The sequence below is a fragment of the Methylophilus sp. 3sh_L genome (assembly GCF_046766015.1).
Lineage (GTDB): Bacteria > Pseudomonadota > Gammaproteobacteria > Burkholderiales > Methylophilaceae > Methylophilus.
The window spans coordinates 960,192-982,979 of sequence record NZ_JBKOUF010000001.1; the positions used below are offsets into that span (position 1 = coordinate 960,192).

A 22,788-nucleotide genomic window follows, 5' to 3' on the forward strand; every position below is an offset into this window, starting at 1 on the left:
TTGCTGCCATCACGGATGCCGTTTTAATCATTTAAACATTGCATCATGTATATGCGATTGATATACGCCTGATTGCACACTGTTTCCATTAATCAACCATAAGGGGATGTGATGGAAACGTTTTCCACCAAAAAAAGCAGTCTGGCCGCCTTGGCCTTAGGGGCGATCGGTGTCGTGTATGGCGATATCGGTACCAGTCCGCTCTATACCGTACAGGTCATTTTTAGCGAGAGCACCGGTGTGCCGCTCAACCAGCCCAATATCCTGGGTGCGATCTCCTCTATTTTCTGGTTACTCATGTTTGTGGTGACCTTTAAATATGTGTTGTTAGTCCTGCGGGCACATAACAAAGGTGAGGGCGGCGTGATGGCCTTGCTGTCGCTGGCAGTCTCCAGCTTGCGGCCACAAGATAAGCGCAGCACCCTGTTGTTATTGCTGGGGGTATTGGGTGCCGCCTTGTTTTATGGCGATAGCGTGCTCACGCCAGCCATTTCGGTATTGTCTGCCGTAGAAGGCCTGCAAGTAGCCTCGCCTGCATTATCGGCACAAGTGTTGCCGATTTCCATCGGCATCCTGATCGGCTTGTTCTGGGTTCAGCGTCATGGCACGCATGCCGTCGGGCGTTTTTTTGGCCCGGTGGTGATTGGCTGGTTCCTGGCGCTGGCGACCATTGGGGTATGGCAAATCAGCCAGGCACCAGAGGTGTTACAAGCCATTCATCCCCAATATGCCTGGCAGTTTTTGCAATCACGCGGTGCGGGGGTATTTATTGCCATCGGCGCCATTCTGCTGGCTGTGACCGGTGCAGAAGCCTTGTATGCCGACATGGGTCACTTTGGCCGTCCAGCCATCCAGCTGGCTTGGTTAGGCCTGGTGTTTCCATGCCTGATTTTGAACTACCTGGGGCAGGGCGCCTTGCTGTTGCATCATCCTGAGGCAGCCAGCAACCCGTTTTACCTGTCGTTTCCTGAGCCGTTGCTGATTCCTGCCGTGATTTTGGCCACTCTGGCTACCATTATTGCCTCGCAAGCCGTGATTTCTGGCGCTTTCTCCATGACACGCCAGGCGATTCAATTAGGCTTTTTGCCACGTATGCGCATTATCCATACTTCGGCCAGCGAATCCGGCCAAATCTACATGCCTTCAGTCAACTGGGCCTTGCTGCTTGCCGTCATCATCGTCTGCCTGGCTTTCCAAAGCTCCTCTGCGCTGGCATCTGCCTATGGCATTGCGGTGACCGGCACCATGCTGATTACCACCATCCTCATGTTTGTCGTGATGCGTCACCGCTGGCAGTTTCCAGTGTGGCTGGCCGGCCTGCTCACCGCCGTATTAGCGAGCGTAGACGCTATCCTGCTCAGTTCAGCCTCCATGAAGTTCATGCAAGGCGGCTGGTTCCCGGTCGCCCTCAGTGTGGTGTTGATCCTGTTTATGACCACCTGGAAAAAAGGCCGTTACAGTCTGCTCAACGGCATTGCGCAGTCAGACCCCAAATTGCTGCCATTTATTGACTCCCTGGCCCACTGTACGCTGCCAAGGGTAGAACGCACCGCGGTATATATGGTTTCCAACCTTGAAACCGTGCCACAAGCCCTGTTGCATAACCTCAAACATAACCAGGTATTGCATCAGCACAATCTGTTTGTGAACGTGATTTTTGAAGAAGTGCCGTTTATGAATGCGCAAGAGCGGATTGTGGTGACGCGGCTGGCACAAGGCTTCTGGCAAATACAGTTACGGTATGGCTTTATGCAACATCCTGATATCCCGCAAGCCTTGCGCGCCGTAGAGCTCGATGGCAAAACCCTGGATCCATTCACCAACTCTTATTTTTTAAGCCGCGAGATTATCGTGCCCGATGTGGGTGGCGCCATGCCGCGTTGGCGTGACCAGTTATTTTCGGTCATGACGCGCAATGCCAGCAGTGCGGTCGAGTTTTTTAATATCCCGGCCAATAGTGTGATTGAGCTAGGCAGCCGCGTGCAATTGTAGTGGGGTGTAGGCAGCAACTTTTGCTAGTTGCTGCCTTTTTGAGCTGAATGATCATTTTTTATCAGATTTAGGCCTTAGCCTATTCGGGCTATTTTGTTAAAAAGCGTGTTCGCCTTATAATTCACAATGAATTAACTATATAAACTATTTGAGGAATATCTTTATGTTTTGGAAACTGGCTTGTGCAGGGGTCATGTTTGCAGCCTTAAACGCAAATGCAGCCGTCACTCAATTTTCATTTTCAGGTTCTGACCAGAATGGCGTTGGTAACAATGGTAAAACGGCAATTGTTGATCTGGTAAACTCGACTAAGACTTTCGATTTGGTTGGTACCTTGGATTTAGATGGTACTTTGCAAACAAATCAGAATCCAGGTTATGTGTTCGGTTTATATAACAGCGGAGTTTTGGTCAAAGGTCTTTCAGATTTTACAGCGTCTTCTGGGGATGTTTACAAGTTCAACTTTACTAATCTTGCTTCGGGTGATTACACCCTGAGATTTGATATCAGAGGTGGTGGTAACTACCAATTAACTGGCAGTATTACTCCATTATCCACAGTCGTTACCCCAGTCCCCGAGCCAGAAAGCATGGCTTTGATGCTGGTTGGTTTGGGCGCAATTGCTGCCCGCCGTTATAAAAAGGCTTAATCAGCCCTAAGCAAAAAGCCCCAGTGATGGGGCTTTTTTATTGGCTAGGTTTTGTGGCTCCCCGCCGCATGTTGTTCATGCAGCAGTTTATACACCTGTTCAATTTCCTTTTGCTCTGCAACATCCAACACGCCGTCATGGTTGGCATCCATGTGCTCAAAGGTTTTTTTCTGATGCGTTGGATCGCCTTGCAAATACTCTTGTAACGAAATCACGCCGTCGCTGTTTTCATCTAGGTAACTAATACTGTAGTTAACCGGTAGTTTGCTACAGTCTGGCATGGCAGGATGCTCATCCGCGTGCGAGTTTTGGTAGAGCGATGGCACCAAAAAAACCATAAAAGTGAAGACAGGAATTTTCATATTTAATCACCCAATTAAGTGAATAATATGATTAACGCGATAGCTAACTGGTTCCGTGCTAAGTGTAAGTTTTGCAAGATTTAATAGATCGTGCAGGCAACAAAAAACCCGCCGCAGCGGGTTTTCAGTCATCTAGTCATCCAAGCAATCCTCGCCTTAATGATCATCCCCATGCCCCGCAATTTTATCCATCCAGGCGAACAGCACGCCGGTGATGATAAAGGTCAGGTGGATGCCCACCAGCCAGGCCATTTGCTCGGTGGTGAAGCTGGCTGTGCCCGAGCTCTGATGCACAAAGGCTTTCAACAGGTCGATGGCAGAAATCGCCACAATCGAACCGATCAGCTTCAGCTTGAGGCCAGAGTAATCGACTTTACCCATCCACTCAGGGCGGTCTTCGCTGTCTGCCGTATCAATGCGTGAGACAAAGTTTTCATACCCGCTAAAAATCACCATGATCAGCAAGTTACCGACTAGGGTGATATCGACCAATGCAAGTAGTGACAGCACGGTTTCTTGCTCAGTGAGCGAACCCAGATGCGCGGCAATATGCATAAATTCCTGGCCAAACTTCACCAGTAAAATCACCAGACCGCCAACCAGGCCGAGATACATCGGCGCCATCAGCCAGCGGCTTTTAAAAATCAAACTCTCTAAAATTCTTTCCAACAACTTCGCCATGAAAACTCCATTTTTTAGTGTTACTACTTATAAGATATCTCGAATAAATATTCGAGCGGGATGAAGTGCAAGGCGCCCGGAGCGCAGAAACCGCAGTGTACACAAAGTACATGAGGATTTAGAGCACCGCGTAACGCCGCAATTCGCCCGCGCAGTTATTTATTTTTAGAACTGTGTGAGCATGTCACGCACAGCTTGCTCATCAATCCCCTTGCCGATAATCACCACGCGGCTAATTGGCTCATCTTCATCCCAGCCTTCAAGCAGCGTAGGCGGGTAGGGCGTAAAGTGCACGGCGTGGATCGCCAGCGGGGCAGGCGCATCTTCCACATGCAAAATGCCCTTCATGCGCAACAGCTTTTCACCATGCGTCTGGCACAGCTTTAAAATCACGCCTTTAAAATCGGCATAAGCCATCGGCTTGGGCAGGTAGACGGTAAACGTGCTCACACCATCATGCGCAGGCGCCTTGGGCAAGGTACCTTTTTTCGCCGCACTAAACCCACTGGCCGGGGCACGCAACCAACGCTGCGGGCTCGCCTGCTTGCTGGCAAAGTCAAACAATCCTACATCAATAATCTGCATCGGGTCTATCTCGCCATGCAACACAAATTGCTGTGTCGCATTGGGGTTGATTTCGCTCAGCTTGGCCTGCAAGGCTTCAATCTGTTCTGGCGTGGCCGTGTCACGCTTGGTAATCAGCAACACATCCGCCACCGCGGCTTGTTTAAGCGCTTCTTTCTGCTCGGCAATTTGCTGCAAACCATACGCCGCATCAATCGTCACCACTACCGCGTCTAATCTGTAAACAGACTCAATCACCGGCTCATTCATCAAGTTAGCTAAAATCGGGCCAGGGTCGGCCATACCAGTGGTTTCAATCACCAGGCGGTTAAATTCCGGCACCGCCTGCAAACTGCGCTTAAAGAACAAATCACGCATGGTGTCAGCCAGCTCATTTTTGAGCGAGCAGCACAAACAGCCAGAACTCAACAACACCGTGTTATCGGCAATATGCTCGCTCTCAATCGTTTGCGAAATCTGGCTATTGGCAAAAATCTGGTCTAAACCTGCTTCACCGAGTTCATTGATGATCACGGCGGTGTCTTTCATCGCCGGGTTATGCAGCAGCTTGTTGAGCAGGGTGGTTTTGCCGCTACCCAGAAAACCTGTGAGTAGCGTGACGGGGATACGTTTATCCATAACATTTCTAATAAAACGAGAGTGGCGGTATTTTAACGTGGATGGTTGCGGGTAGTGCTAAGTGTTTCGACTTATATTGAGATTCAAAGAGATATTCCAAGAAGTATGTATGGTCTTAAAAGACTTGTATAAACCAGATTTAACCAAAGATCTCTTTTTCGATTTCGGCATATATCTGAGTGTTAGGTGATACTAAGGGTGCCATCGTGTCTCTTAAGAAGGCGCATTTGTTGTTTCCACACTTGGTCATATTGAGTTTGCAAATTAATATGCTCATCAAGAATATTAAGATCCAATCGAAATCAATACCGATCCGTTAATTATTTCTGAGCGTTTCCCAATCATCCCGCAATAGATGCCATGGTAAAAAATCTTAAAACAAATTTCTGTGATAGTGATTAATATATTAACCTCTATGAACAGCAAAGCTGTCGTGAACGCCATGGCATGTGTCTTGATGGTAACGGCGGTGATTGTAGAAAGAGTGCTTGGTGAGTTTTTTCTATGGGTTAAAAGTCATCGTAAATTGTATGCAAGCCAAGGGCAAGCTGGAGAGTGAAGGCGATCTAGTGATCCTAATAGGTAATGTATTTTGCGTCGAAGGTTTTAAAGGTAATGGCTTTGATAATCACAAGAAGTCTTTGATAATCACAAGAAGTAAATAGAGAAAGATTTGGATTTCTTAAAGTCTTTCTCTTTGATTTTACTTTCGCATGGTACGAACATTCAACTTATTTGCGCATACTTATGCCCAATCTATTTAGCGCATTCATGGTAATAATCGCAAACGTCAGGTCCGAGATTTCTTGATCAGTAAAATGCGCTTTTAATGCGCTAAAAACATCATCTGGTGTGCCTGAAGTGGTGATGTTGGTCACGGCATCCGTCCAGGCAAGGGCTGCGCGTTCTTTTTCGGTATATTGGTCACTCACTTGCCAGCCGCCTAATTGGTCAATACGGGAGTTGCTTTCACCAGCCGCACGCAGTGATTTGGCGTGAATACCTAAGCAATAAGCACAGCCATTGATGTGTGAAACACGTAGGTTGATGAGTTCAACAAATGGTTTGCCAAGGCTGCTTTTTTCGAGCTGGTGATTAAGCGCTGTGTAGCTAGCCATCAGCTCAGGTGAGAGTTCCCAGAATGCGAGACGTGGTGTCATATTGTTTCCTTTCAAGTTAAAAAATAAGTGTTTAGTTGGCGAGTTTGGCCAGGATTTCGTCGGTGTGTAACCGTGCTTGAGCGACGGCATATTTAGCCGCTTCAGGCCCGTGGTTCATGGCTTCGAGGTAAATGAATTCGATGCTGGTAATGCCTACCGTGCGTAGTATTTCTGTCAGGTAAGGTGTCAAAAAGTCAGGTTGCCAGGCGGGTTGGCGGGTGTGATGCCCACCAGAAGACACAATAATGTAGGTGCGTTTGTCACCAATCAGGCCCACTTTGCCTTGCGGGGTGAGTTTGATGGTGCGGTGCGCGCGTACCACATGGTCTATCCAGGCTTTAAGCACCGAGGGCACGGTGTAGTTATGCATGGGCGTGGCAATCACCAACACATCCGTCGCTTCCAGTTCTGCAATCAGCGTGTCTGAGAGCTGCAAGGCTTCTTGCTCGGCAGCGGTGCGCATGCTTTCCGGCTTTTCTGAGGCCAGCGTATGTTGGCTGTTAACGTGTGGAATAGGGGCATTACTAAGGTCCCGCAACACCACATTTTTAGCGGGTAATGCTTTGCTTAACCCTTTTACAAACTCTTGTGCAAACTGGCCACTGTGCGAACCTGCAGTTTTTGGGCTGCATTGGATATATAGAATGTTGTTCATGTTAATTCCCCAGTTCGTATGAAAAGTGCATGCCCATGGCCAGCATGCCCATGCGGTAGTAAAAGCGTTGTGCGAGTGCGTTGCCGATGCCGGTATCTAAAATGACCTTGCTGTAGTGCTGCGTTTTGGCCAGCGCAAAAATATATTGCAGCAGGCGTTCGCCCAGCTTCTGGCCGCGGCGGCTTTCGCTGGTGATCAGGTCATCCACATAAATAAAATGGCCGTGGATCAGCATTTCTTTATCCCGGTAACCGGCGAGGGCGACGGGCACATCACCTTCTAGCGCCGCCAGCAGGCGGTAACCGCGTTCACGCATGCGCGTGACTTGTTCTAGGAAGCTTTCTGCGCTGATGAGGTTGGGGCGCAGCTCGCGCATGACGTTGAAGCAGGCCAGGACTTCTGCGTCGCTTTCCGCATGCTTGAGTAATATCTGCTGTGTTTTAGCTGCCATGTGCTGCTCCTGAGTATTGATGAACATGTGCACACTGTAGGACTTTGATGACATAATTGACAGGGACATGTTTTAACAAAATGAGTAGGCCATGATGGGTGTTGAACTATGAAATCACACGCGATGAACATTCACTTTGACGCCAATAGCGCCCAGCCGATTTATTTGCAGATTTACCAGCGCTTTCGTGAAGCGATTGCTGAAGGCTTATTGAAACCCGGTGACCGTGTGCCTTCGCTGCGCAGCCTAGCGGCGGAATTGAACCTGGCGCGCGGCACGGTAGAAACCGCGTATGAAATGCTGGTGGGGGAAGGTTATTTTTTGGCGCAAGGGCAGGCGGGGACGGTGGTTGCCCCTTTTTTGGGAGAGCACGCAGGCCAGTTACGCCGCCCGGATGAGATGGTGCCATCCCCTTATCAACGCTCACGCAACTTGAGCGAAACGCCACCGGCACTGCGGATGGGCCTGCCAGCGCTGGATGCTTTTCCACGCAAGTTGTGGGCAAAGCTTGGCTGCCAAGTACTCAAGTCTGCCACGGCTGCTGATATGGGCTATCCTTCGCCGTTGGGCCTGATGTCGCTACGGGCGGCCTTGGCGGCTTACCTGAATGTCTCGCGCGGGATTGCCTGCAAACCGTCGCAGGTGATTATTACGGATGGTTACCGGGGATCTCTGGATTTGATCTGCCGTGCATTCTTGCAGACGGGAGATCAAGTCTGGATGGAAGACCCCGGCTACCCGGCGGCGATGAAACTCATGCAAGCCGCAGGCGGGGCCATTGTGCCGGTGCCGGTTGACCAGGCGGGCATGGTGGTGAATACGGGTATTGCTAAAGCGCCGCAAGCCAAAATCGCAGTGGTGACGCCGTCTCACCAAAGTCCATTGGGCGTGACCATGTCTTTGGAGCGCCGTTTGGCTTTGTTGGAATGGGCCGCAAACAAGCAGTCGTGGATTGTGGAAGACGATTATGACGGCGAATATCGCTATGCTTCGCGGCCATTGCCCGCGCTCAAAAGCCTGGATGTGCAGGACCGCGTGATTTATTGCGGCGCGATCAGCAAGGTCATCTCTCCCGCGTTACGGCTGGCTTATCTGGTGATCCCGGAATCACAAATTGCGCATATCGAATCCGTTTGCCAGATATTCCAGAATGGCTGCCCGTGGGCTACGCAGGCGACGGTAGCGGAATTTATCACCCAGGGCCGTTTTTCCCGCCACCTCAAAAAAATGCGCACGCTCTACAAACAGCGGCGTGAGCAATTTGTGCAGGCGCTGCAAGAGACTTTTGGCAAAGACATCCGCATTGAATTACAGGCTGGCGGCATGCATCTGGTTGTGCGGTTTAATAAGGATTACGACGATCAATACCTGGCGCGTCACCTGAATGAAGCCGGGCTGGCCGTGCATGCCTTGTCCGCTTGGGTCATGCAATATCCCTGCGGGCAAGGGTTGATCATGAGTTTCACCAATGTGCATACACTGGACTACGCCAGGGAGCTGGCGCAACGCATGAAACAGGTGGTAATCAGTAGCCTATAGGGAATGAGAGAATAAAATCTAAGCCTTCCTGGGCTCTTGTGAATTGCACGTTTGTGGAAGAGGCCTTGAAAGCGAATGTGACCCGCCGCCAACACCAGCAAGCGTTTATTGCACGAGGTTTGGCTTCTTCGGCGCTGGCTAAACAAAATCAGGAGTCCTACAGCGCAGAAGCGGTGCTGGCTGAGTTGCAGTCTGTGCTAAATCAATAGTCAATGCACTTATTTTTCATGCGCTAAAACTGACAATGCTGCTCTCGCCAAAAATCCACTGCGAGTTTCATGGTTGGCTGCAACATAGTGGTCTATACGGTTAAGCACAAATTTAGGCAGGCTGATATTGACGCGTTCTGGTTTTGCGTCTAACTGGGTCAAATCCACATCCACAAATCCCCAGGCGGCATCACTAAACGCTGGCTGGGTTTTAAGGGATTCAATTTCACTGACCTTGATATCCACAGATTCGCCCAACTCTAGCAGCGTTTCAATATGTCCAGTGATCGCTTCTTTCGCGTTTGTAAGGGCTTCGTCTACGGTGTCCCCAAACGAGAAACAACCGGGTACGTCTGGCACTGTGACGCCATAACTGGAGTTGGGTTCTTTATGAATAGCGATGGGGAATAACATGCTATTTCCTTTCTCTTACTTGAGTCCTGCTTGCTTCAATATACTACGTACTGTGCCAAGTGGCAGGTCCTTTTTAGGATGCGGAACAGTCACCAGGCCGGGTTTTATTGGGTGCTTTAAATGGTGGTGACTGCCTCTGGTCCTCACTACTTCCCAACCATCTTCATGCAGTAATTGCAATAATGATTTGGAGTCCATCTAAAGCTCCTTTTTATATTTTTGTGTATATTTACACAAAAATATGGGAGGGTCAATTTTGTGGTTAACCGTTGATCTGGATTAAATTAAGAAAAATATAGCGGAGAATTTCCTGAGCATTTATTGTCATAACCATATGCAAACAAAACCATTGCGGCTTAACCCTAAAAAGCTGTTACATTCTAAGTGGACAGCGGTAAAGCCTGTGAATAAAGAAAAACACTTTATGGTGACCAAGCTCATCGTAAGCGGTGAGAAGATGGGTGACGAGGAGACGCAAGTGATTGAAGCCGTTGAGTTAGAAGCGGTGATGACTGGGCGCGTGCAGGTGCTGGATTGGCATGCGTTGCAGAACCGCGAGGTATGGAAACAGGGGTGGGTAGCGTGAAAAATATTGCGGTGATTGGTGCGGGGATGGCGGGCTTGTCTTGCAGCCAGGCGTTGCAGCAGGCCGGGTATCTGGTGACGGTATTTGAAAAGAGCCGTGGGCCTTCCGGGCGGGTGTCTACGCGCCAGGGTGAAGGCTGGCAATGTGACCATGGCGCGCAGTATTTTACGGTGACGCAGCAGCCGTTTGTAACGCAGGTGCAAAAGTGGTTGCAGTTGGGCGTGGTGGCTGAGTGGCAAGGGCGCTTGTATGAGGCGAATGAGGTTAGTTTGCGGGCCAAGCAGTCTGAAAAGCAACGCTATGTGGGCGTGCCCCGTAATACTTGCCCGGCCCGACAGATGGCGCAATCTTTAACCGTGGAGTTGGAGCAGACGGTGCAGCAGATTACCTTTGCCGAGGGTAAATGGCGCGTGCACAGCAAAGAGCACGGTGTGTATCCGCAGGAGTTTGATAAAGTGGTGTTGGCGATTCCGGCACCGCAGGCGCAGGCCTTGTTAGGCTTTAACCTGGAGCTGCAGGCGCTGGCGGCCAGTGTGAAAATGCGGGGTTGCTGGGCGTTGATGGGGCGTTACGCGCATACACTGGATTTGCCTTTTGATGGCTTGTTTGTAAATGCGGGGCCGCTCAGCTGGGTGGCAAGGGATAGCAGCAAGCCGCATCGCCTGCATGAGGGCAGCGCGGTGAAAGAGGTTTGGGTGCTGCATGCAAGCGCTGAATGGTCTGAGGCCAATATTGAACGTGCGCCTGAAGAGGTCGCCTTAGAACTGCTGGCTGCATTTAAGGCGTTAGGGGGCGAAGCTCCTTTGGAACACAGTGTGCACCGCTGGCGCTATGCGGATTGTGCCAATTACATGCACCAGGGCTTTGCCTGGGATGCCGCACAGCAGCTTGGGTTGTGTGGCGACTGGCTCAATGGCGGCAAGGTGGAGGGAGCCTGGATGAGTGGCTATCAGCTTGCACAGGCGATGATACAGGCCTGCGAGCCTTGCTATTGATTAAGGATTACTTGTATTCGTTGTCTTGGGGAGTTTTGGCATCACCCATTTGCGGAACATCAGCGGTGTAATCAGTGTGGTCACTACACCCATTAATACCAGCACCGAGAACAGGTCCTGCCCGATAAAGCCGCGTTCATAGGCAATGCTGGCGATGACCAGCTCCATCACGCCGCGGCCATTCAAGATAAAGCCTATGCCTAAGGCATCGCTTTTGCTCAACCCGATGAGGCGCCCACCCAGCCACCCGGCCAGGATTTTGGTCACAATCGACACCACCAGCACTACGGCCACAAACCAGACCGAATCTATGACCTGGATTTTGAATTCTAGGCCCAGGTAAGCAAAAAACACCGGAGCCAGAAAGCCGCCCGTGATTGAGCTCAGGGTCAGCTCTAGCTCTTTGTAGCGCGCAGGCGAAAAGAAGGTTCGGTCTATGAGCAGGGCACCAAAAAAGGCGCCGATGATGAAGTGAAAGCCGAGGGCTGCACTGACTGAGCCAAACATGAGCACTAGCAGAAGCAGCAAGCCAAACAGTGCTTCGTTGCCGATGAGTGCGACCAGTTTTTCTGACAGCTGGTCGATGAGGATGCCTCTTTGCACCACCTGTTTGATCAGCACACTGATACTCACAATCATCGTCATGAGCAGGATCAGCTTCCAGCTGGCATTCAAGGTGGCACTGGCGACGGCCTGGTAGGATTTTTGTTCGGGCAGGTTGAGAATCACCCCTAATACCAGTAGCGCGGCAATATCGTTAAAAATCGCCGTGGCGACAGAATAACGGGCAATGGTGGAATCCAGCAGCTTAAAACTCTGCAAGATGCTCACGGTGACCGGGAGGGCGGTGATTGAAACGCACAGGCCCAGAAATACCGTGCGGCTGACATCTAGGCCAAAGCCTACCCCGACTAAAATGCCGCCGGTGAGGGGCAGTAAAAAGCCCAGTAGGGCAATGACCGCGCCTTTGCCGCGCATGGAGTCGATGACTTCCTTGAAATTCATTTCCAGCCCGGCCGAGAGCACGATTAAAAAGACGGCAAACTCGGAAAGGCCTGAGAGGGCAGGGCTAGGTGTGATCAGGTTGAGCAAGCTGGGGCCAAGCATCACGCCAGCCAGCATTTCGCCAATTATGGCCGGCTGATTAAAGCGGCTGAAGATCTGCCCGAGCAGGCGGGCAGTAACGATCAGGATCAGTAGCGACGTGAGTAATGGCATCGGCTTCTCTTAGGTTGGGCAGCACGCCACAAGGTGGATCAATGGGATATTTGCGCGAGAGTGCTTGAGGGTTGAACCACTCACAAAAAACCACAGACGTTGCAGGGATGATTTGGCTGCGTGCATGCAAGATAGAGTGTAACGGATTTAGGCGCGTGTGGCATGTCTGCAGACGCTGGTGGCCACGTAAGCGGAGATTCGAGGCAATAGCCGTCGCAAAAAAACCAACAAGTGCTGGGCTTAATGCGTAAACACTTGCACCATTTCTTTGCGGTTTTTGCGCGCACGCTTGTCGGCATACATGCGGTTGTCCGCAATCCGCATCAGGGTTTCGCTGTCTTTGGCCTCATGGGCAAAGACAATGCCTACGCTGGTGCCAGCGCCGACGATGCCCTGCGTTTGCATTTGCAGATGGGTGTATTCCAGCTGGTGCTGGCACCACTCCACATCATCTTCATGGCAGACAATGGCGAACTCATCCCCGCCCAGGCGGTAAAGCTTGCCATGCGTATCAAGCTTATTCGCTAGGATACGGCTAAAGCTTTTGAGCAGTTGATCACCCGCTTCGTGGCCATATTGGTCGTTCACCTGTTTCAGGTTGTCGATATCGAGGAACATCAGGCAGCCATGCTCGGGAAAATGCAGCATCTGGTTCTCTAGCGCATGCCGGTTAGGGATGCCGGTGAGGCGGTCAGTCATGGCCAGCGAGCGGGTAGTTTCCAGTTCGACCAGCATGTGCTCTTTTTCTTGATGCAGGCGGGTGATCTGGTAGGCCACCAGTAGCGACAACAACACCGCTTCTATGGTCACCGAGATTAATCCGAGTTGTTCAACCGACCAAGTATTTGCGGTGACGCGATCCGCAGTGATGGTCAAGCCGCCCAAGATGCCAAACACGGAAATCGCCAGCAGGTATAACTGCGCGATGCGTTGCCCTTTTAAACTGAGGCGGACGCCGCAGGCCAGGCCAAAAACCAAGAAAATGGCTACGCCTAACCTGGCCATTTCCAGCATCCAGTGCGGAGAGATCATCGCTACTACCATCAGCGCCAGCACGCTGAGCCTGGCCACGATAGAAGCTTTATAAAGGTTGGCATGGTGGAGCGAATTGATCCGCAGCAAATGGCAGACAAAGCTGATATAGGCCAGGTTGGAAAACAGGATGGGCAGGCTGGTCAGGTAAAACCAGTGCCAGCCGAACAGTTGCTTGAACAGGCCGAGCACGGCGCTTTGAAAAATCAGGTTACCCAGGATAAACAAGGCATACATGCGCTCGGTGACGTGCCCAGGCATCATGCCGATGGTCATGTAATAACTGAAAATGCCCAGCAAAATCCCCAATAACAATAAGCTGGTCGCGGTGCTGGTATTGGTTTGCTGCTGGTAGCTGGCCAGGTCGGTCACAAAGACTTCTGGTTGCGCCAGGTAATAAGGGGATTGTAGCCAGGTGATCAGGCGGTAGGTGCCCGCATCAAGCTGAACGATACGCCCGTGCCTGAGTAGAAAAGCATCGCCAGGCTCACTGCTGAGTCCCCCCGCAACTATTTGCAGAGTCTGGTGACCATCCGAGATTTCGTGCTGGAACTGGGCGATGGTGGTGGTATTTTTAAAGTCGATGACATATTGCCCTGCTTGCGAGATGGTGAGCACGCCTTGGCAGACAAACCGGCCCCCTTGCAAGGGGATATTGCCAACAATGACGCCTTCGCTGCTCATGCAAGTGGCGCCAGATAAACGCGCTTGCGCCTGGGCTTGCGGACTCAGCCAGGCACAAAGCAGAATCAGGGCGCAAAGGAAAAAGCGTGGCAAGACAGCGGTCCATCAATCGTTATTATCACGGTGCAGTTTACATGAAAAATTCTTCAGGCTCTTGTGGGTGAAGAAATTAAAAAACGCAAAGAATTACTAACTAAAGTGTGATTTTTACCCCGTGCAAACAGGGGGAGCGTCCTGCCTATGATGTGATGGGCGGATTTTCACGGGATGCCACGATGCCTGCTCACGGTTGGCCTGGGGCGGCTTTGAGCTGGCTGGCGATCTGGTCACTGAGTTTGTCCAGGTCTTGGCCCAGCGCACGGACCAGTGCCGGATAACCATTCTCGGCCAGAGGGGTGCTGAATTGAAACGGCTGGATTTTAAGCAGCTGGTTATCGGCCGATACCCATTGCCACTGGCCGCTCATGATGGCCTCGCCGCGTTGATGGCCTTGAAACTGGTCGACGCGTAATTGCAGACGGCTGGCGCGCATTTTTGCACCGGGTAAGGCATCCGTGACCAGTGTGTCAGGCAGGCGTTGCGCCAGGCGGCTGCGCAGGCCTTGGCGTAACTCCTCAGACAAGGAGGCACTCCACAAATGATCTCGGGTCGCCTGGATGGTAATGTCGTCCAACTGGATCAGGATACGGTCACTGTCCAGGGCATCGGCGAGGGTAAGGTTGCCCAGGATCAAGGTGTGAGTTGGTGGTGTGGTGGCGCTGGGCAGGTTGACTTCGGGCAGGCTGTAGCGCTGTGTATTGACCGGCGTTCGGTTACCCAGGCAGGCGCTCAGTGACAGGCAGCAGAGCAGCCAAACCATTGTTTTGAATAAATGGGTTCGCAATAAACGGGTGCGCAAGACAGGGTTTCGCAATAAAAAAGTATACATAGGCATAAAGACTGTCCTTATGGGGCGGCCGGGGCCAGCGGCAGCGGGTCGTTACCGGGTTTGCGGTCAAACAGCAGGGCATTCGGCTGTTCGTTCAGCGTTCTTACCAGCGGCTGCACTTCCCGCAATACTTTTTCCAGCCGTTGCAAGGTACTGCTCAGTTCCTGGTAAGCCGGCGAGTCTGGCGACAGCCCTTTGATGGTGGTACGTAACTCCTGCATGGTCTGGTTCAGGTTGGCCGGCATTTGCTGGAACTCCGGCTGGGCCACAAACTGGTTCACCTGCTGGCTCAGTGCACGGATTTCACGCAAGGTTTGTTCGGACTGTTGCAGATTCTTGTCCAGGCCATTCAATACCGGTTCCACATTCAGCTTGTTCAGTTTATCCAGCAGGTCAGACAGTTTTTGTTCGATCTGTGCCAGGCTGGTGGCGGAGGTAGGCAGCACTGGCAGCCCTTCAAACGTTTCGCGTTTGTAGCGGGTTTTAGGCGCATGCTTATCCATATTAAGGTCAACGAACAGTGACCCGGTCAGCAGATTGCCCGGCTTCAGCGTGGCATGCAGACCATGTTTAAGCATGCTATTGAGGCGCGCTTTCCATTCGTTCAGGTCTGCCTTGCCACTGTCTGCCAGGCGGCCTGGTTCGAGGTGGATGAGCACAGGAATGGCATAGTTGAAATCCTGTTTACGCGCAGGGGAGTTGAATTTCCACGGCACTTGCATCACGGTGCCTACCCGTAGCCCGCGGAACTCGACCGGCGCACCATTGGATAATCCGCGCACCGTATCATCCACCAGCAGCACATATTCCAGATATTGTTCATAGGTTTGCTGGCGCGCCGCTTCTTCATTGGCATATAACTCAAAAGTGGTTTCGGAGGGCACCGGTTTTCCCATGGGCCGATTGTCGGCATGGCCAAAACTGACCCCGCCTGCAATCAGTGATTCTACCGTCGGGATATTGGCTTTGAAGCCTTCGGAGTCGAGCTTGAGGTCTATGCCGACCGTGGTCCAGAAACGCGTATTTTCAGTGATCAAGACGTCATAGGGGTGTTCGATAAATAATTCATGCTGCATCTTGCGTTGCTGCGGATCAAAGGTGGCGCTGGCGACGCGGCCCACCCGCAGGCCCTGATAAGTCACCGGGTCACCCACGCGCAAGGCGTTACCCACGGTGCCGATCAGGTTAATATGCACGCCCTTTGCACCATTTAATGAAATTGGCGCCTGGTCGAGCACGGTAAATTCGTCTGTTTCTTCCTGGCTTTTTCCCGGCTGCAGCTGGATATAGGCGCCAGAAATCACGGTATTGAGGCCACTGATGCCTTCAAGGCCGATGCGGGGTTTGACCACCCATAATTGGGTGTCTTTGACCAGCAAAGGTTGTGCATCAGGCGCGATACGCGCGATGACCTGGATATGCCCGAGATCTTCAGACAGTTTCACTTGTTCGACCAGGCCGATATCGACGCTATGCACCTTGATTTTGGTTTTGCCGGCTTCAATGCCTTCGGCGTTCGTCATGGACAGCGTAATCTGCTTGCCCGCCTTGGTGTAGTTGTCATAGATCAGCCAGCAACCGATCAGCAGTGCGACGATCGGCACGATCCAGATCGGCGAGATGCTCGCCTGTTTGCCGACCCGGGCGAGTAAATGATCATCAGGCGTATCAGTCATGTTGTTTTCCTTGAGTATCCCAGAGCAGGCGTGGATCGAACGCCATCGCCGCCAGCATGGTGGTGATCACTACCGCACAAAATGCCAGCGCTGCCGGCCCCGGCAGCACCGACATCAGGTTACCGGACTGGATCAGCGCAACCATGATGGCAACGACAAATACATCGACCATGGACCAGCGGCCGACAAATTCAGTTAAGTGATAAAGACGGGTTTTTTGCAAGGCGCTGAGCGGGCCAGGATGTTTCACCAACCAGGATAACAGGATTAGCACCAGCATTTTGAGGATGGGCACCAGTACGCTGGCGACAAAAATCACCGCCGCAATTGGTTGCGAGCCGTGCTGCCACAGCTCCAGCATGCCACCGATAATCGTGGCAGCATGGCTTTGCCCCAGTGAGGTGGTAATCATCATCGGGTAGGCATTGGCCGGGATATACAAAATCATCGCCGTCAACAACAGGGCCCAGGTGAATTGCAGGCTGTGTGGCTTGCGCGCATGCAATACGCTGCCGCAACGGACGCAATTGCTTGGGTGGTGCGCTGATAAATGGTTAATCAGGCCGCAGGTGGCGCAACCGGTCACCTGTTGCGCCGCCGCATTCATGCCGCAACGGATATCCTCTGGCGTTTCCGGTTCCCCTGCCAAGCGGTACCACAGCCAATCAATGTCCACCGAACGCGTGGTCATCAGCAACAGCAAGGCAAACACACAATAGGCCCAAAAGGACGCACCCAATTGCACGTCGGCCATGCCTGTCAGTTTTACCAGGCTGATCAGGGCGGCCACCATAAACACATCCGCCATCATCCACGGATGCAGTTGGGAAAACAGGCGCGCAATCACATCGCTATACGCCTTGGGCACCGTACGCAACACATTGGCCTGCATGGCAATGACGCCAACCAGGTACAAGCCCGGCAGCACAATTGCCGTACAGGCCACAATAAAAGCGACGACGGGTTGATGCGATTGCAACAGGGTAGAAGCCGTTTGCGGCAGCTCGATCTGGTTATCCAGCCCCCCAGCATCCACGCTGATAAATGGGAAAGCCACCGCCATCAACAAGGTGATAAGCGCACTGGCTGCCAGCGCGATGCTGCGTTGTACCGGATGCAAATACCGCCGGGCCAGCACATGGCCGCAACGCGGGCAATTGGCGTGTTGGCCCGGCCGCAGTACCGGGATGGCACTGACCATGTCGCAAGCTGGGCAGGCACGCAAGCGTCGCCATTTGGTCGGTTGCTGGGTCGTCATAGAGAGGATAACTGGCAGTGAATACTCAGGATTAACTGGCTTGATACAAGCATACTAATGGGATTGGATTTGATCAGGCAAGAAAAATTCCGTGCCGCCGCATGGGATAAAGATTCTCTGACAGCAGGATCAGTCTGTCTAGGCTGTCTTGCGGCGGGCTTTTGTCAGAGCATAAGGGTTCCTAAAACATCATTGGTTTAAACAGTGAGTGCTTGAATCTGGATTTATTTTTAAACCTGTATTTTTTTAAGCTGTATTTTTTAAACCAAGGATTTATTTTCAAAGCAGACTTCAAGGAGAACCCCATGAGAACGGAATCCCGCCCGGCTTCAAAAAACGCGATGCCTGCCAGCGCAGCCAAACACGATGTCATCGTCTTGCTCAAACAGGACCATAGCAAGGTGAAAAAGTTATTCAGCCAGTTTGATAAGTTGGCGAAACAGCAGGAGATGAAAGCCAAAGTGAAAATTGCTGACCAGATTTGTGCAGAGTTGATTGCACACACCATCGCCGAAGAAGAGATTTTTTATCCGGCTGCCCGCGAAGCGACGCATGCGGATGATATGCTCAACGAGGCCAATGTGGAGCATGACAGTGCCAAGGACTTGATTGCAAAGATTCAAAGTATGGACCCGGCCGATGAGATGTATGACGCCAAAGTGACTGTGTTGGGTGAGTATATTGAACACCATGTGGAGGAAGAGGAGGGCGAGATGTTTCCTAAAGTGCGGGGAACCAAGGCGCTGGACCTCAAGGAAATGGGCGCCATGTTGAGTGCACGCAAGCAACAGTTGATGGCGCAACTGTGTCCGGCCGGGGACGAGGTGGATACCAAGCAACTGGCGCGCATGATGCGGGGCGAACACGCCCATTAACGGCTTCAATTACCCCCATTAACAGCTTCAGCCCGAAGAAACAACGAAGAAACACGGAAAAAAACAGGCGCCACTGGCGCCTGTTTTTGTTGATATCTTGCAATGTGAATCAATAGCCCTAGTGATGCTGGATAACCAGTGTGACATAGCAGCAAGGCGATGTTTCAGGCATGAAAACCGGCCAGCCGCATACAGAACCGCAGCAGCAGACTGACCAGCCCCAACGCTGCAATACTGGCCAGCCAGATCAGACATAACCAGCCAATCCGGCGCGCCCAGCTGGGGCGACGGGCGGCCATTGTGACCTGGTCAGTTGGCGGTGTGGTATGCGTGTCCATCTTAGTGATAGTGTTCATCCCGGTTTACTTTGCCCCGGAAAATATAGTAGCCCCAGGCGGTGTAAATCAAAATAATTGGAATGATGATGAGCGCACCAATCAAGGCGAACATCTGACTGACTTGCGGCGCTGCGGCGGCCTGAATCGGCAGGTCAGGCGGAATAATGTTAGGCCAGATGCTGATGCCCAAGCCGGCATAGCCGAGCAGCACCAAAGCCAAGGTGTAGAGGAAGGGGCTGGTTTCAGCCTGTTGGCGCAGGGCACGTTGCAAGTGGTAAAAGCAGAGGCCAACCAGCAAGGGCACGGGCGAAAGCCATAACAGATTGGGCATGCTGAACCAGCGGCTGGCAATGCGGCTATCCATCCAGGGCGTCCATACGCTAATGATGACAATAATGGCGAACAAGGCAGTGGCAACGTGTTTGGACAAGCGGTAACAGGTCGCTTGCAGCTCGCCATCGGTTTTCATGATCAGCCAGGTGCAGCCAAGCAAGGCATAGGTGACCAGCAGCCCAACGCCGGTAAACAGTGAAAACGGTGAGATCCAGTCCAATGCGCCGCCTGCGTAGGCCTGGTGCGCCATCGGGATGCCTTGCAGGTAAGCCCCCAGCGTCATGCCTTGGAAAAAGGTGGCTGCCATCGAGCCGCCGGTAAAGGCTTTGTCCCAGAAATGTCTTTCGCTGTCTTTGGCGCGGAACCTGAACTCAAATGCGACGCCGCGGAAAATCAGTGCCATCAGCATCAACAGCAAGGGCAAGGCAAAGGCACTTAAAATCACTGAATATGCCAGCGGAAATGCGGCCAGCAAGCCGGCACCGCCCAATACCAGCCAGGTTTCATTACCATCCCAGACCGGCGCCACCGTATTCATCATCAGGTCGCGGTCGCTTTTGTCTTTAAAAAAAGGATACAGAATGCCAATGCCGAGATCGAAGCCATCCATGATGATGTACATCATGATGCCAAACAAAATAATCACAGCCCATACCAAAGACAAGTCCATTGATGAATCCTTTTATTCCCTCGGTTATTCCCTGGATTGATTACCCGCTGACGGATCAGAGGCCGGCGTGGGCGATTTGGTCTCAGGGTGGAACTCTGGCGCCAATGCAAACGGATTGGCTTGATCCAGTTGGGGCGAAAGCGCATCGCCATGTAAGGCTTCGCCTGTGCTGGGTCCGGCTTTAAGCAGCCTGAGCAAAAAGCGCGTCCCCATCCCAAACACGGCCAGGTAAATGATGACAAACAGCGTGAGGGTGAGCGCCACTTCGCTGACTGGATGCGGTGTCACCGCCTGCGCGGTGCGTAGCACACCATACACTACCCAAGGTTGGCGGCCAATTTCGGTGGTAAACCAGCCGGCGAGGATCGCGATGATGCCCGCTGGCCCCATGACCACCGCGAATTTGAAGAACAGCGGGCAAGTGTAAAGTTGCTTCTTCAACCGTAGCCACAGGGAAGACACTGCCAGCAAAATCATCAATAAGCCGAGGGCGACCATGATGCGGAAGGTCCAGAAAATGATGGTGGCATTCGGGCGGTCCTGACGGTCAAATTCTTTGAGTGCCGGAATTTGTTCCGTGAGTGAGTGGCGCAAAATCAGGCTGCCCAGCACCGGGATTTCAAGCACAAAATGATTTTTTTCTTGTTGCATGTCTGGCCAGGCAAACAGGATCAGTGGCGTCGGCTCGCTGCCTTTGTTCTCCCAGTGCGCTTCAATGGCGGCGATTTTGGCAGGTTGATGCTTGAGGGTATTCAAGCCATGCATATCGCCAATCAAAGCTTGCAGGGGCGCAATCAGCAGTATCAGCCACAGACCCATTGAGAACATTTTACGCAGGCCGGGGTTGTCCTGCTTGCGCAGAAAGTGCCAGGCAGCCGTGGCAACCACCAGCAAGGCCGTGGCTAGATAAGCGCCTATGACCATGTGCGTAAGCCGGTAAGGGAAAGAGGGGTTGAAAATAATTTGCCACCAGTCTACCGGCACCACTTTGCCCGCCATCAGCTCATAGCCTTGCGGGGTTTGCATCCAGCTGTTTGAAGCCAGGATCCAGGTGGCCGAAATCAAGGTGCCGACCGCCACCATCAAGGTCGAGACAAAGTGCAGGCCGGGCCCGACTTTGTTCCAGCCAAACAGCATCACACCGAGGAAGCCGGCTTCAAGGAAAAATGCGGTGAGGACTTCATAGGCCAGTAGCGGGCCGGTGACACTGCCGGCGACATTGGAAAACCCCGCCCAGTTGGTGCCAAACTGGTAGGCCATGACCAGGCCGGACACCACGCCCATGCCAAAACACAATGAGAATACCTTGATCCAGAAGTGGTAAAGGTCCAGGTAGACGCTTTGTTTAGTCATGAGCCAGCGTGCTTCCAGCACGGCCAGGTAGCTGGCGAGGCCGATGGTGATGGCCGGGAAAATGATATGAAACGAAATTGTAAAACCAAACTGGATACGTGCCAGCGTCAGTGCCAAATCAGACATATTGATCTTTCTACCACCTTACCACTGCCGGAGAGGGATCTCACCAGCTGTTGCGGAAATCAATCGTATAGACTGCACACCAGCAGATTAAGTTTGCTCATTGGTGCTTCGTAGTCAAAAAATATACACAGTCATTAAATGGCAAATGCAAATAAGCTGCTTTAATAAGTAAAAAGCCTTGCAATGGTGCAAGGCTTTTAGCAACGATCATCGACCACTCAATGATGATCAATGTCTTTGATCAGCTGTTGTTGCAAGAGGATGTCGCTGGGTAAGCTGGTAGCTGCCATCAAGTCCACCATGCCATTATTTGCAACAGGGTCGACGACATGGCTTGACGGAGTATGTCCTGTCCCATGATCGGGCAATAGGTCCGCAATGTGTAGAGGTTCTGTTGCAGCTGGGGCGTTGTCTGTGGCAAAAGCAGAAAATGCAGAGTCTGGAAGCAGCAAAGCGGCCGTGTCCAGGAAGCTATCGCCTGCCTGTAATGAGGCCAGAACATGTTGCAGCAGTTGTGCGTCAATCGCATCGTCACTGGCATGCGGCAGGTAATCGGCGTTTAATTGGGCGTTTAAGGTCATGCTTTGCTGACCTTGCACCCTCAAGCTATCACCCGCGGTTGTCTCCAGTGAAACCTGTGCGCCTTCATGCGCCACAATCCGTTCACCTTCACGTAACCACTCTCCAGCCACCAATTGCCGCTGCTGGCCCATTGCATTGACGACTTCAACCTGTCCCTCCAGGTGTGAAATCTTTGCCACCATGTTATGCATCTTTATATCTCCTCATGCATATTATAGTTCAGAACCCTACAAACCCAGACCTGTCAAGCTTGGACAAGTCAAATATTACAAAAATTTGCCGAAAATTTGCGGCTGGAATGGCAATTTGCAGATGGCTGCGCAGCCGCTAAAAAAATATAAAATATTTCGCAAAAAGTAGTTGACCAAGGGCCGAGGCCTCAGTAATATAGCGCCTTCAAACGATGTACCGATTCCTCAATAGCTCAGTCGGTAGAGCGCCGGACTGTTAATCCGTAGGTCCCTGGTTCGAGCCCAGGTTGAGGAGCCAAATAGAATAAGGCCTTGCAGAGATGCGAGGCCTTTTTGCTTTTGAGCAGAATTGCGAAGCGCTTCGCAATTATTGCCATGTTGAAGAAATTCGATCAAGAAATAGGCCATCCGAAGATGGCCTTTTTTACAGGGATGTACGACCTGTGCATTCAGGTGAATGCGTCATCGATTATATAGCAGATACTGCTGCAAGATCATCATTCAAAAACTCTGGTCAAGAACACTAACAACGTGCCAACGCAAAAATAAAACCATTAAAAAATCAGGCCATCGGAATAAGGTAATATTGGTAATGTTAATTTTTAAAAGTTCAAATAATCAATATATA

General features: G+C 51.8%; 24 protein-coding genes and 1 tRNA gene. 8 read left to right on the top strand and 17 right to left on the bottom strand.

Features of this window, described 5'->3' with window-relative positions:
• The first annotated feature begins 111 nt into the window (after positions 1-111).
• Positions 112-1,992, top strand: a complete 1,881-nt coding sequence (locus tag ACIDF8_RS04830; protein ID WP_412009449.1) for a potassium transporter Kup — start codon at positions 112-114, stop codon at positions 1,990-1,992.
• A 163-nt stretch (positions 1,993-2,155) separates the two neighbouring features.
• Entirely contained in the window at positions 2,156-2,641 is a 486-nt protein-coding gene (locus ACIDF8_RS04835; protein ID WP_412009450.1) for a PEP-CTERM sorting domain-containing protein, read from the top strand.
• Between the two features lie 44 nt (positions 2,642-2,685).
• Here the strand turns inward: ACIDF8_RS04835 and ACIDF8_RS04840 are convergent, their stop codons facing one another.
• The 6 genes from ACIDF8_RS04840 to ACIDF8_RS04865 all read right to left on the bottom strand — a co-directional run bounded on the left by ACIDF8_RS04840 (position 2,686) and on the right by ACIDF8_RS04865 (position 7,153).
• Positions 2,686-3,003, bottom strand: a complete 318-nt coding sequence (locus ACIDF8_RS04840) for a hypothetical protein (protein ID WP_412009451.1) — start codon at positions 3,001-3,003, stop codon at positions 2,686-2,688.
• Between the two features lie 156 nt (positions 3,004-3,159).
• Entirely contained in the window at positions 3,160-3,684 is a 525-nt protein-coding gene (locus tag ACIDF8_RS04845) for a TIGR00645 family protein (protein WP_412009452.1), read from the bottom strand.
• Between the two features lie 165 nt (positions 3,685-3,849).
• A complete protein-coding gene (locus tag ACIDF8_RS04850) occupies positions 3,850-4,887 on the bottom strand; it encodes a CobW family GTP-binding protein (RefSeq protein ID WP_412009453.1) in 1,038 nt (345 codons plus the stop codon).
• 731 nt (positions 4,888-5,618) lie between these two features.
• Positions 5,619-6,047: a carboxymuconolactone decarboxylase family protein gene (locus tag ACIDF8_RS04855; protein WP_412009454.1), complete on the bottom strand. Its 429-nt coding sequence runs from the start codon at positions 6,045-6,047 to the stop codon at positions 5,619-5,621.
• A 31-nt stretch (positions 6,048-6,078) separates the two neighbouring features.
• Positions 6,079-6,702 (bottom strand): FMN-dependent NADH-azoreductase, encoded by a 624-nt coding sequence (locus ACIDF8_RS04860; RefSeq protein WP_412009455.1) that lies wholly within the window; start codon positions 6,700-6,702, stop codon positions 6,079-6,081.
• A 1-nt stretch (position 6,703) separates the two neighbouring features.
• Positions 6,704-7,153, bottom strand: a complete 450-nt coding sequence (locus ACIDF8_RS04865) for a GNAT family N-acetyltransferase (protein WP_412009456.1) — start codon at positions 7,151-7,153, stop codon at positions 6,704-6,706.
• A gap of 108 nt (positions 7,154-7,261) precedes the next feature.
• Here ACIDF8_RS04865 and ACIDF8_RS04870 point away from each other — a divergent pair, with 108 nt between their 5' ends.
• Together ACIDF8_RS04870 and ACIDF8_RS04875 are read left to right on the top strand one after the other, a co-directional pair.
• Positions 7,262-8,692 carry a PLP-dependent aminotransferase family protein gene (locus ACIDF8_RS04870; protein ID WP_412009457.1) on the top strand — a complete coding sequence of 477 codons (1,431 nt, stop codon included), beginning with the start codon at positions 7,262-7,264 and terminating at the stop codon, positions 8,690-8,692.
• Positions 8,693-8,730: 38 nt separating this feature from the next.
• The gene (locus ACIDF8_RS04875) at positions 8,731-8,901 is read left to right on the top strand and encodes a hypothetical protein (protein WP_412009458.1); all 171 of its coding nucleotides are present in this window, start codon (positions 8,731-8,733) and stop codon (positions 8,899-8,901) included.
• A 9-nt stretch (positions 8,902-8,910) separates the two neighbouring features.
• On the opposite strand, the gene ACIDF8_RS04880 is transcribed toward ACIDF8_RS04875, so the two are convergent.
• Together ACIDF8_RS04880 and ACIDF8_RS04885 are read right to left on the bottom strand one after the other, a co-directional pair.
• Positions 8,911-9,315 (bottom strand): type II toxin-antitoxin system HicB family antitoxin, encoded by a 405-nt coding sequence (locus tag ACIDF8_RS04880; RefSeq protein ID WP_412009459.1) that lies wholly within the window; start codon positions 9,313-9,315, stop codon positions 8,911-8,913.
• Positions 9,316-9,330: 15 nt separating this feature from the next.
• On the bottom strand, positions 9,331-9,513 hold the full coding sequence (locus tag ACIDF8_RS04885) for a type II toxin-antitoxin system HicA family toxin (protein ID WP_412009460.1): 183 nt from the start codon (positions 9,511-9,513) through the stop codon (positions 9,331-9,333).
• Between the two features lie 205 nt (positions 9,514-9,718).
• On the opposite strand from ACIDF8_RS04885, the gene ACIDF8_RS04890 reads away from it, so the two are divergent.
• Together ACIDF8_RS04890 and ACIDF8_RS04895 are read left to right on the top strand one after the other, a co-directional pair.
• On the top strand, positions 9,719-9,901 hold the full coding sequence (locus ACIDF8_RS04890) for a TIGR02450 family Trp-rich protein (RefSeq protein ID WP_412009461.1): 183 nt from the start codon (positions 9,719-9,721) through the stop codon (positions 9,899-9,901).
• Positions 9,877-10,896 (top strand): NAD(P)/FAD-dependent oxidoreductase, encoded by a 1,020-nt coding sequence (locus ACIDF8_RS04895; protein ID WP_412009462.1) that lies wholly within the window; start codon positions 9,877-9,879, stop codon positions 10,894-10,896. The genes ACIDF8_RS04890 and ACIDF8_RS04895 overlap by 25 nt, the downstream gene beginning before the upstream one ends.
• Here ACIDF8_RS04895 and ACIDF8_RS04900 read toward each other — a convergent pair whose 3' ends face one another.
• The 5 genes from ACIDF8_RS04900 to ACIDF8_RS04920 form a co-directional block, all read right to left on the bottom strand.
• The gene (locus ACIDF8_RS04900) at positions 10,897-12,114 is read right to left on the bottom strand and encodes a cation:proton antiporter (protein ID WP_412009463.1); all 1,218 of its coding nucleotides are present in this window, start codon (positions 12,112-12,114) and stop codon (positions 10,897-10,899) included.
• Between the two features lie 240 nt (positions 12,115-12,354).
• Positions 12,355-13,923, bottom strand: coding sequence for a GGDEF domain-containing protein (locus ACIDF8_RS04905; protein ID WP_412009464.1), 1,569 nt, complete (start codon positions 13,921-13,923; stop codon positions 12,355-12,357).
• 190 nt (positions 13,924-14,113) lie between these two features.
• Positions 14,114-14,689, bottom strand: a complete 576-nt coding sequence (locus tag ACIDF8_RS04910) for a PqiC family protein (RefSeq protein WP_412009465.1) — start codon at positions 14,687-14,689, stop codon at positions 14,114-14,116.
• Positions 14,690-14,775: 86 nt separating this feature from the next.
• On the bottom strand, positions 14,776-16,434 hold the full coding sequence (gene pqiB / locus ACIDF8_RS04915; protein WP_412009466.1) for an intermembrane transport protein PqiB: 1,659 nt from the start codon (positions 16,432-16,434) through the stop codon (positions 14,776-14,778).
• Positions 16,427-17,692 (bottom strand): PqiA/YebS family transporter subunit, encoded by a 1,266-nt coding sequence (locus tag ACIDF8_RS04920; protein WP_412009467.1) that lies wholly within the window; start codon positions 17,690-17,692, stop codon positions 16,427-16,429. The genes pqiB and ACIDF8_RS04920 overlap by 8 nt, the downstream gene beginning before the upstream one ends.
• 305 nt (positions 17,693-17,997) lie before the next feature.
• Here ACIDF8_RS04920 and ACIDF8_RS04925 point away from each other — a divergent pair, with 305 nt between their 5' ends.
• Positions 17,998-18,567 carry a hemerythrin domain-containing protein gene (locus ACIDF8_RS04925; protein ID WP_412009468.1) on the top strand — a complete coding sequence of 190 codons (570 nt, stop codon included), beginning with the start codon at positions 17,998-18,000 and terminating at the stop codon, positions 18,565-18,567.
• A 164-nt stretch (positions 18,568-18,731) separates the two neighbouring features.
• On the opposite strand, the gene ACIDF8_RS04930 is transcribed toward ACIDF8_RS04925, so the two are convergent.
• From ACIDF8_RS04930 to ACIDF8_RS04945, 4 genes are all read right to left on the bottom strand, one after another.
• Positions 18,732-18,923 (bottom strand): DUF2474 domain-containing protein, encoded by a 192-nt coding sequence (locus tag ACIDF8_RS04930; RefSeq protein ID WP_412009469.1) that lies wholly within the window; start codon positions 18,921-18,923, stop codon positions 18,732-18,734.
• Positions 18,907-19,908, bottom strand: a complete 1,002-nt coding sequence (cydB, locus tag ACIDF8_RS04935) for a cytochrome d ubiquinol oxidase subunit II (RefSeq protein ID WP_412009470.1) — start codon at positions 19,906-19,908, stop codon at positions 18,907-18,909. Before cydB ends, ACIDF8_RS04930 begins: the two co-directional genes overlap by 17 nt.
• Before the next feature lie 24 nt (positions 19,909-19,932).
• Complete coding sequence (locus ACIDF8_RS04940; protein WP_412009471.1) at positions 19,933-21,387, bottom strand: cytochrome ubiquinol oxidase subunit I; 1,455 nt, start codon at positions 21,385-21,387, stop codon at positions 19,933-19,935.
• Positions 21,388-21,605: 218 nt separating this feature from the next.
• Positions 21,606-22,160 carry a retention module-containing protein gene (locus tag ACIDF8_RS04945; RefSeq protein ID WP_412009472.1) on the bottom strand — a complete coding sequence of 185 codons (555 nt, stop codon included), beginning with the start codon at positions 22,158-22,160 and terminating at the stop codon, positions 21,606-21,608.
• A 222-nt stretch (positions 22,161-22,382) separates the two neighbouring features.
• Here ACIDF8_RS04945 and ACIDF8_RS04950 point away from each other — a divergent pair.
• Positions 22,383-22,458 (top strand) — tRNA-Asn (locus ACIDF8_RS04950).
• The last annotated feature ends 330 nt before the right edge of the window (positions 22,459-22,788 follow it).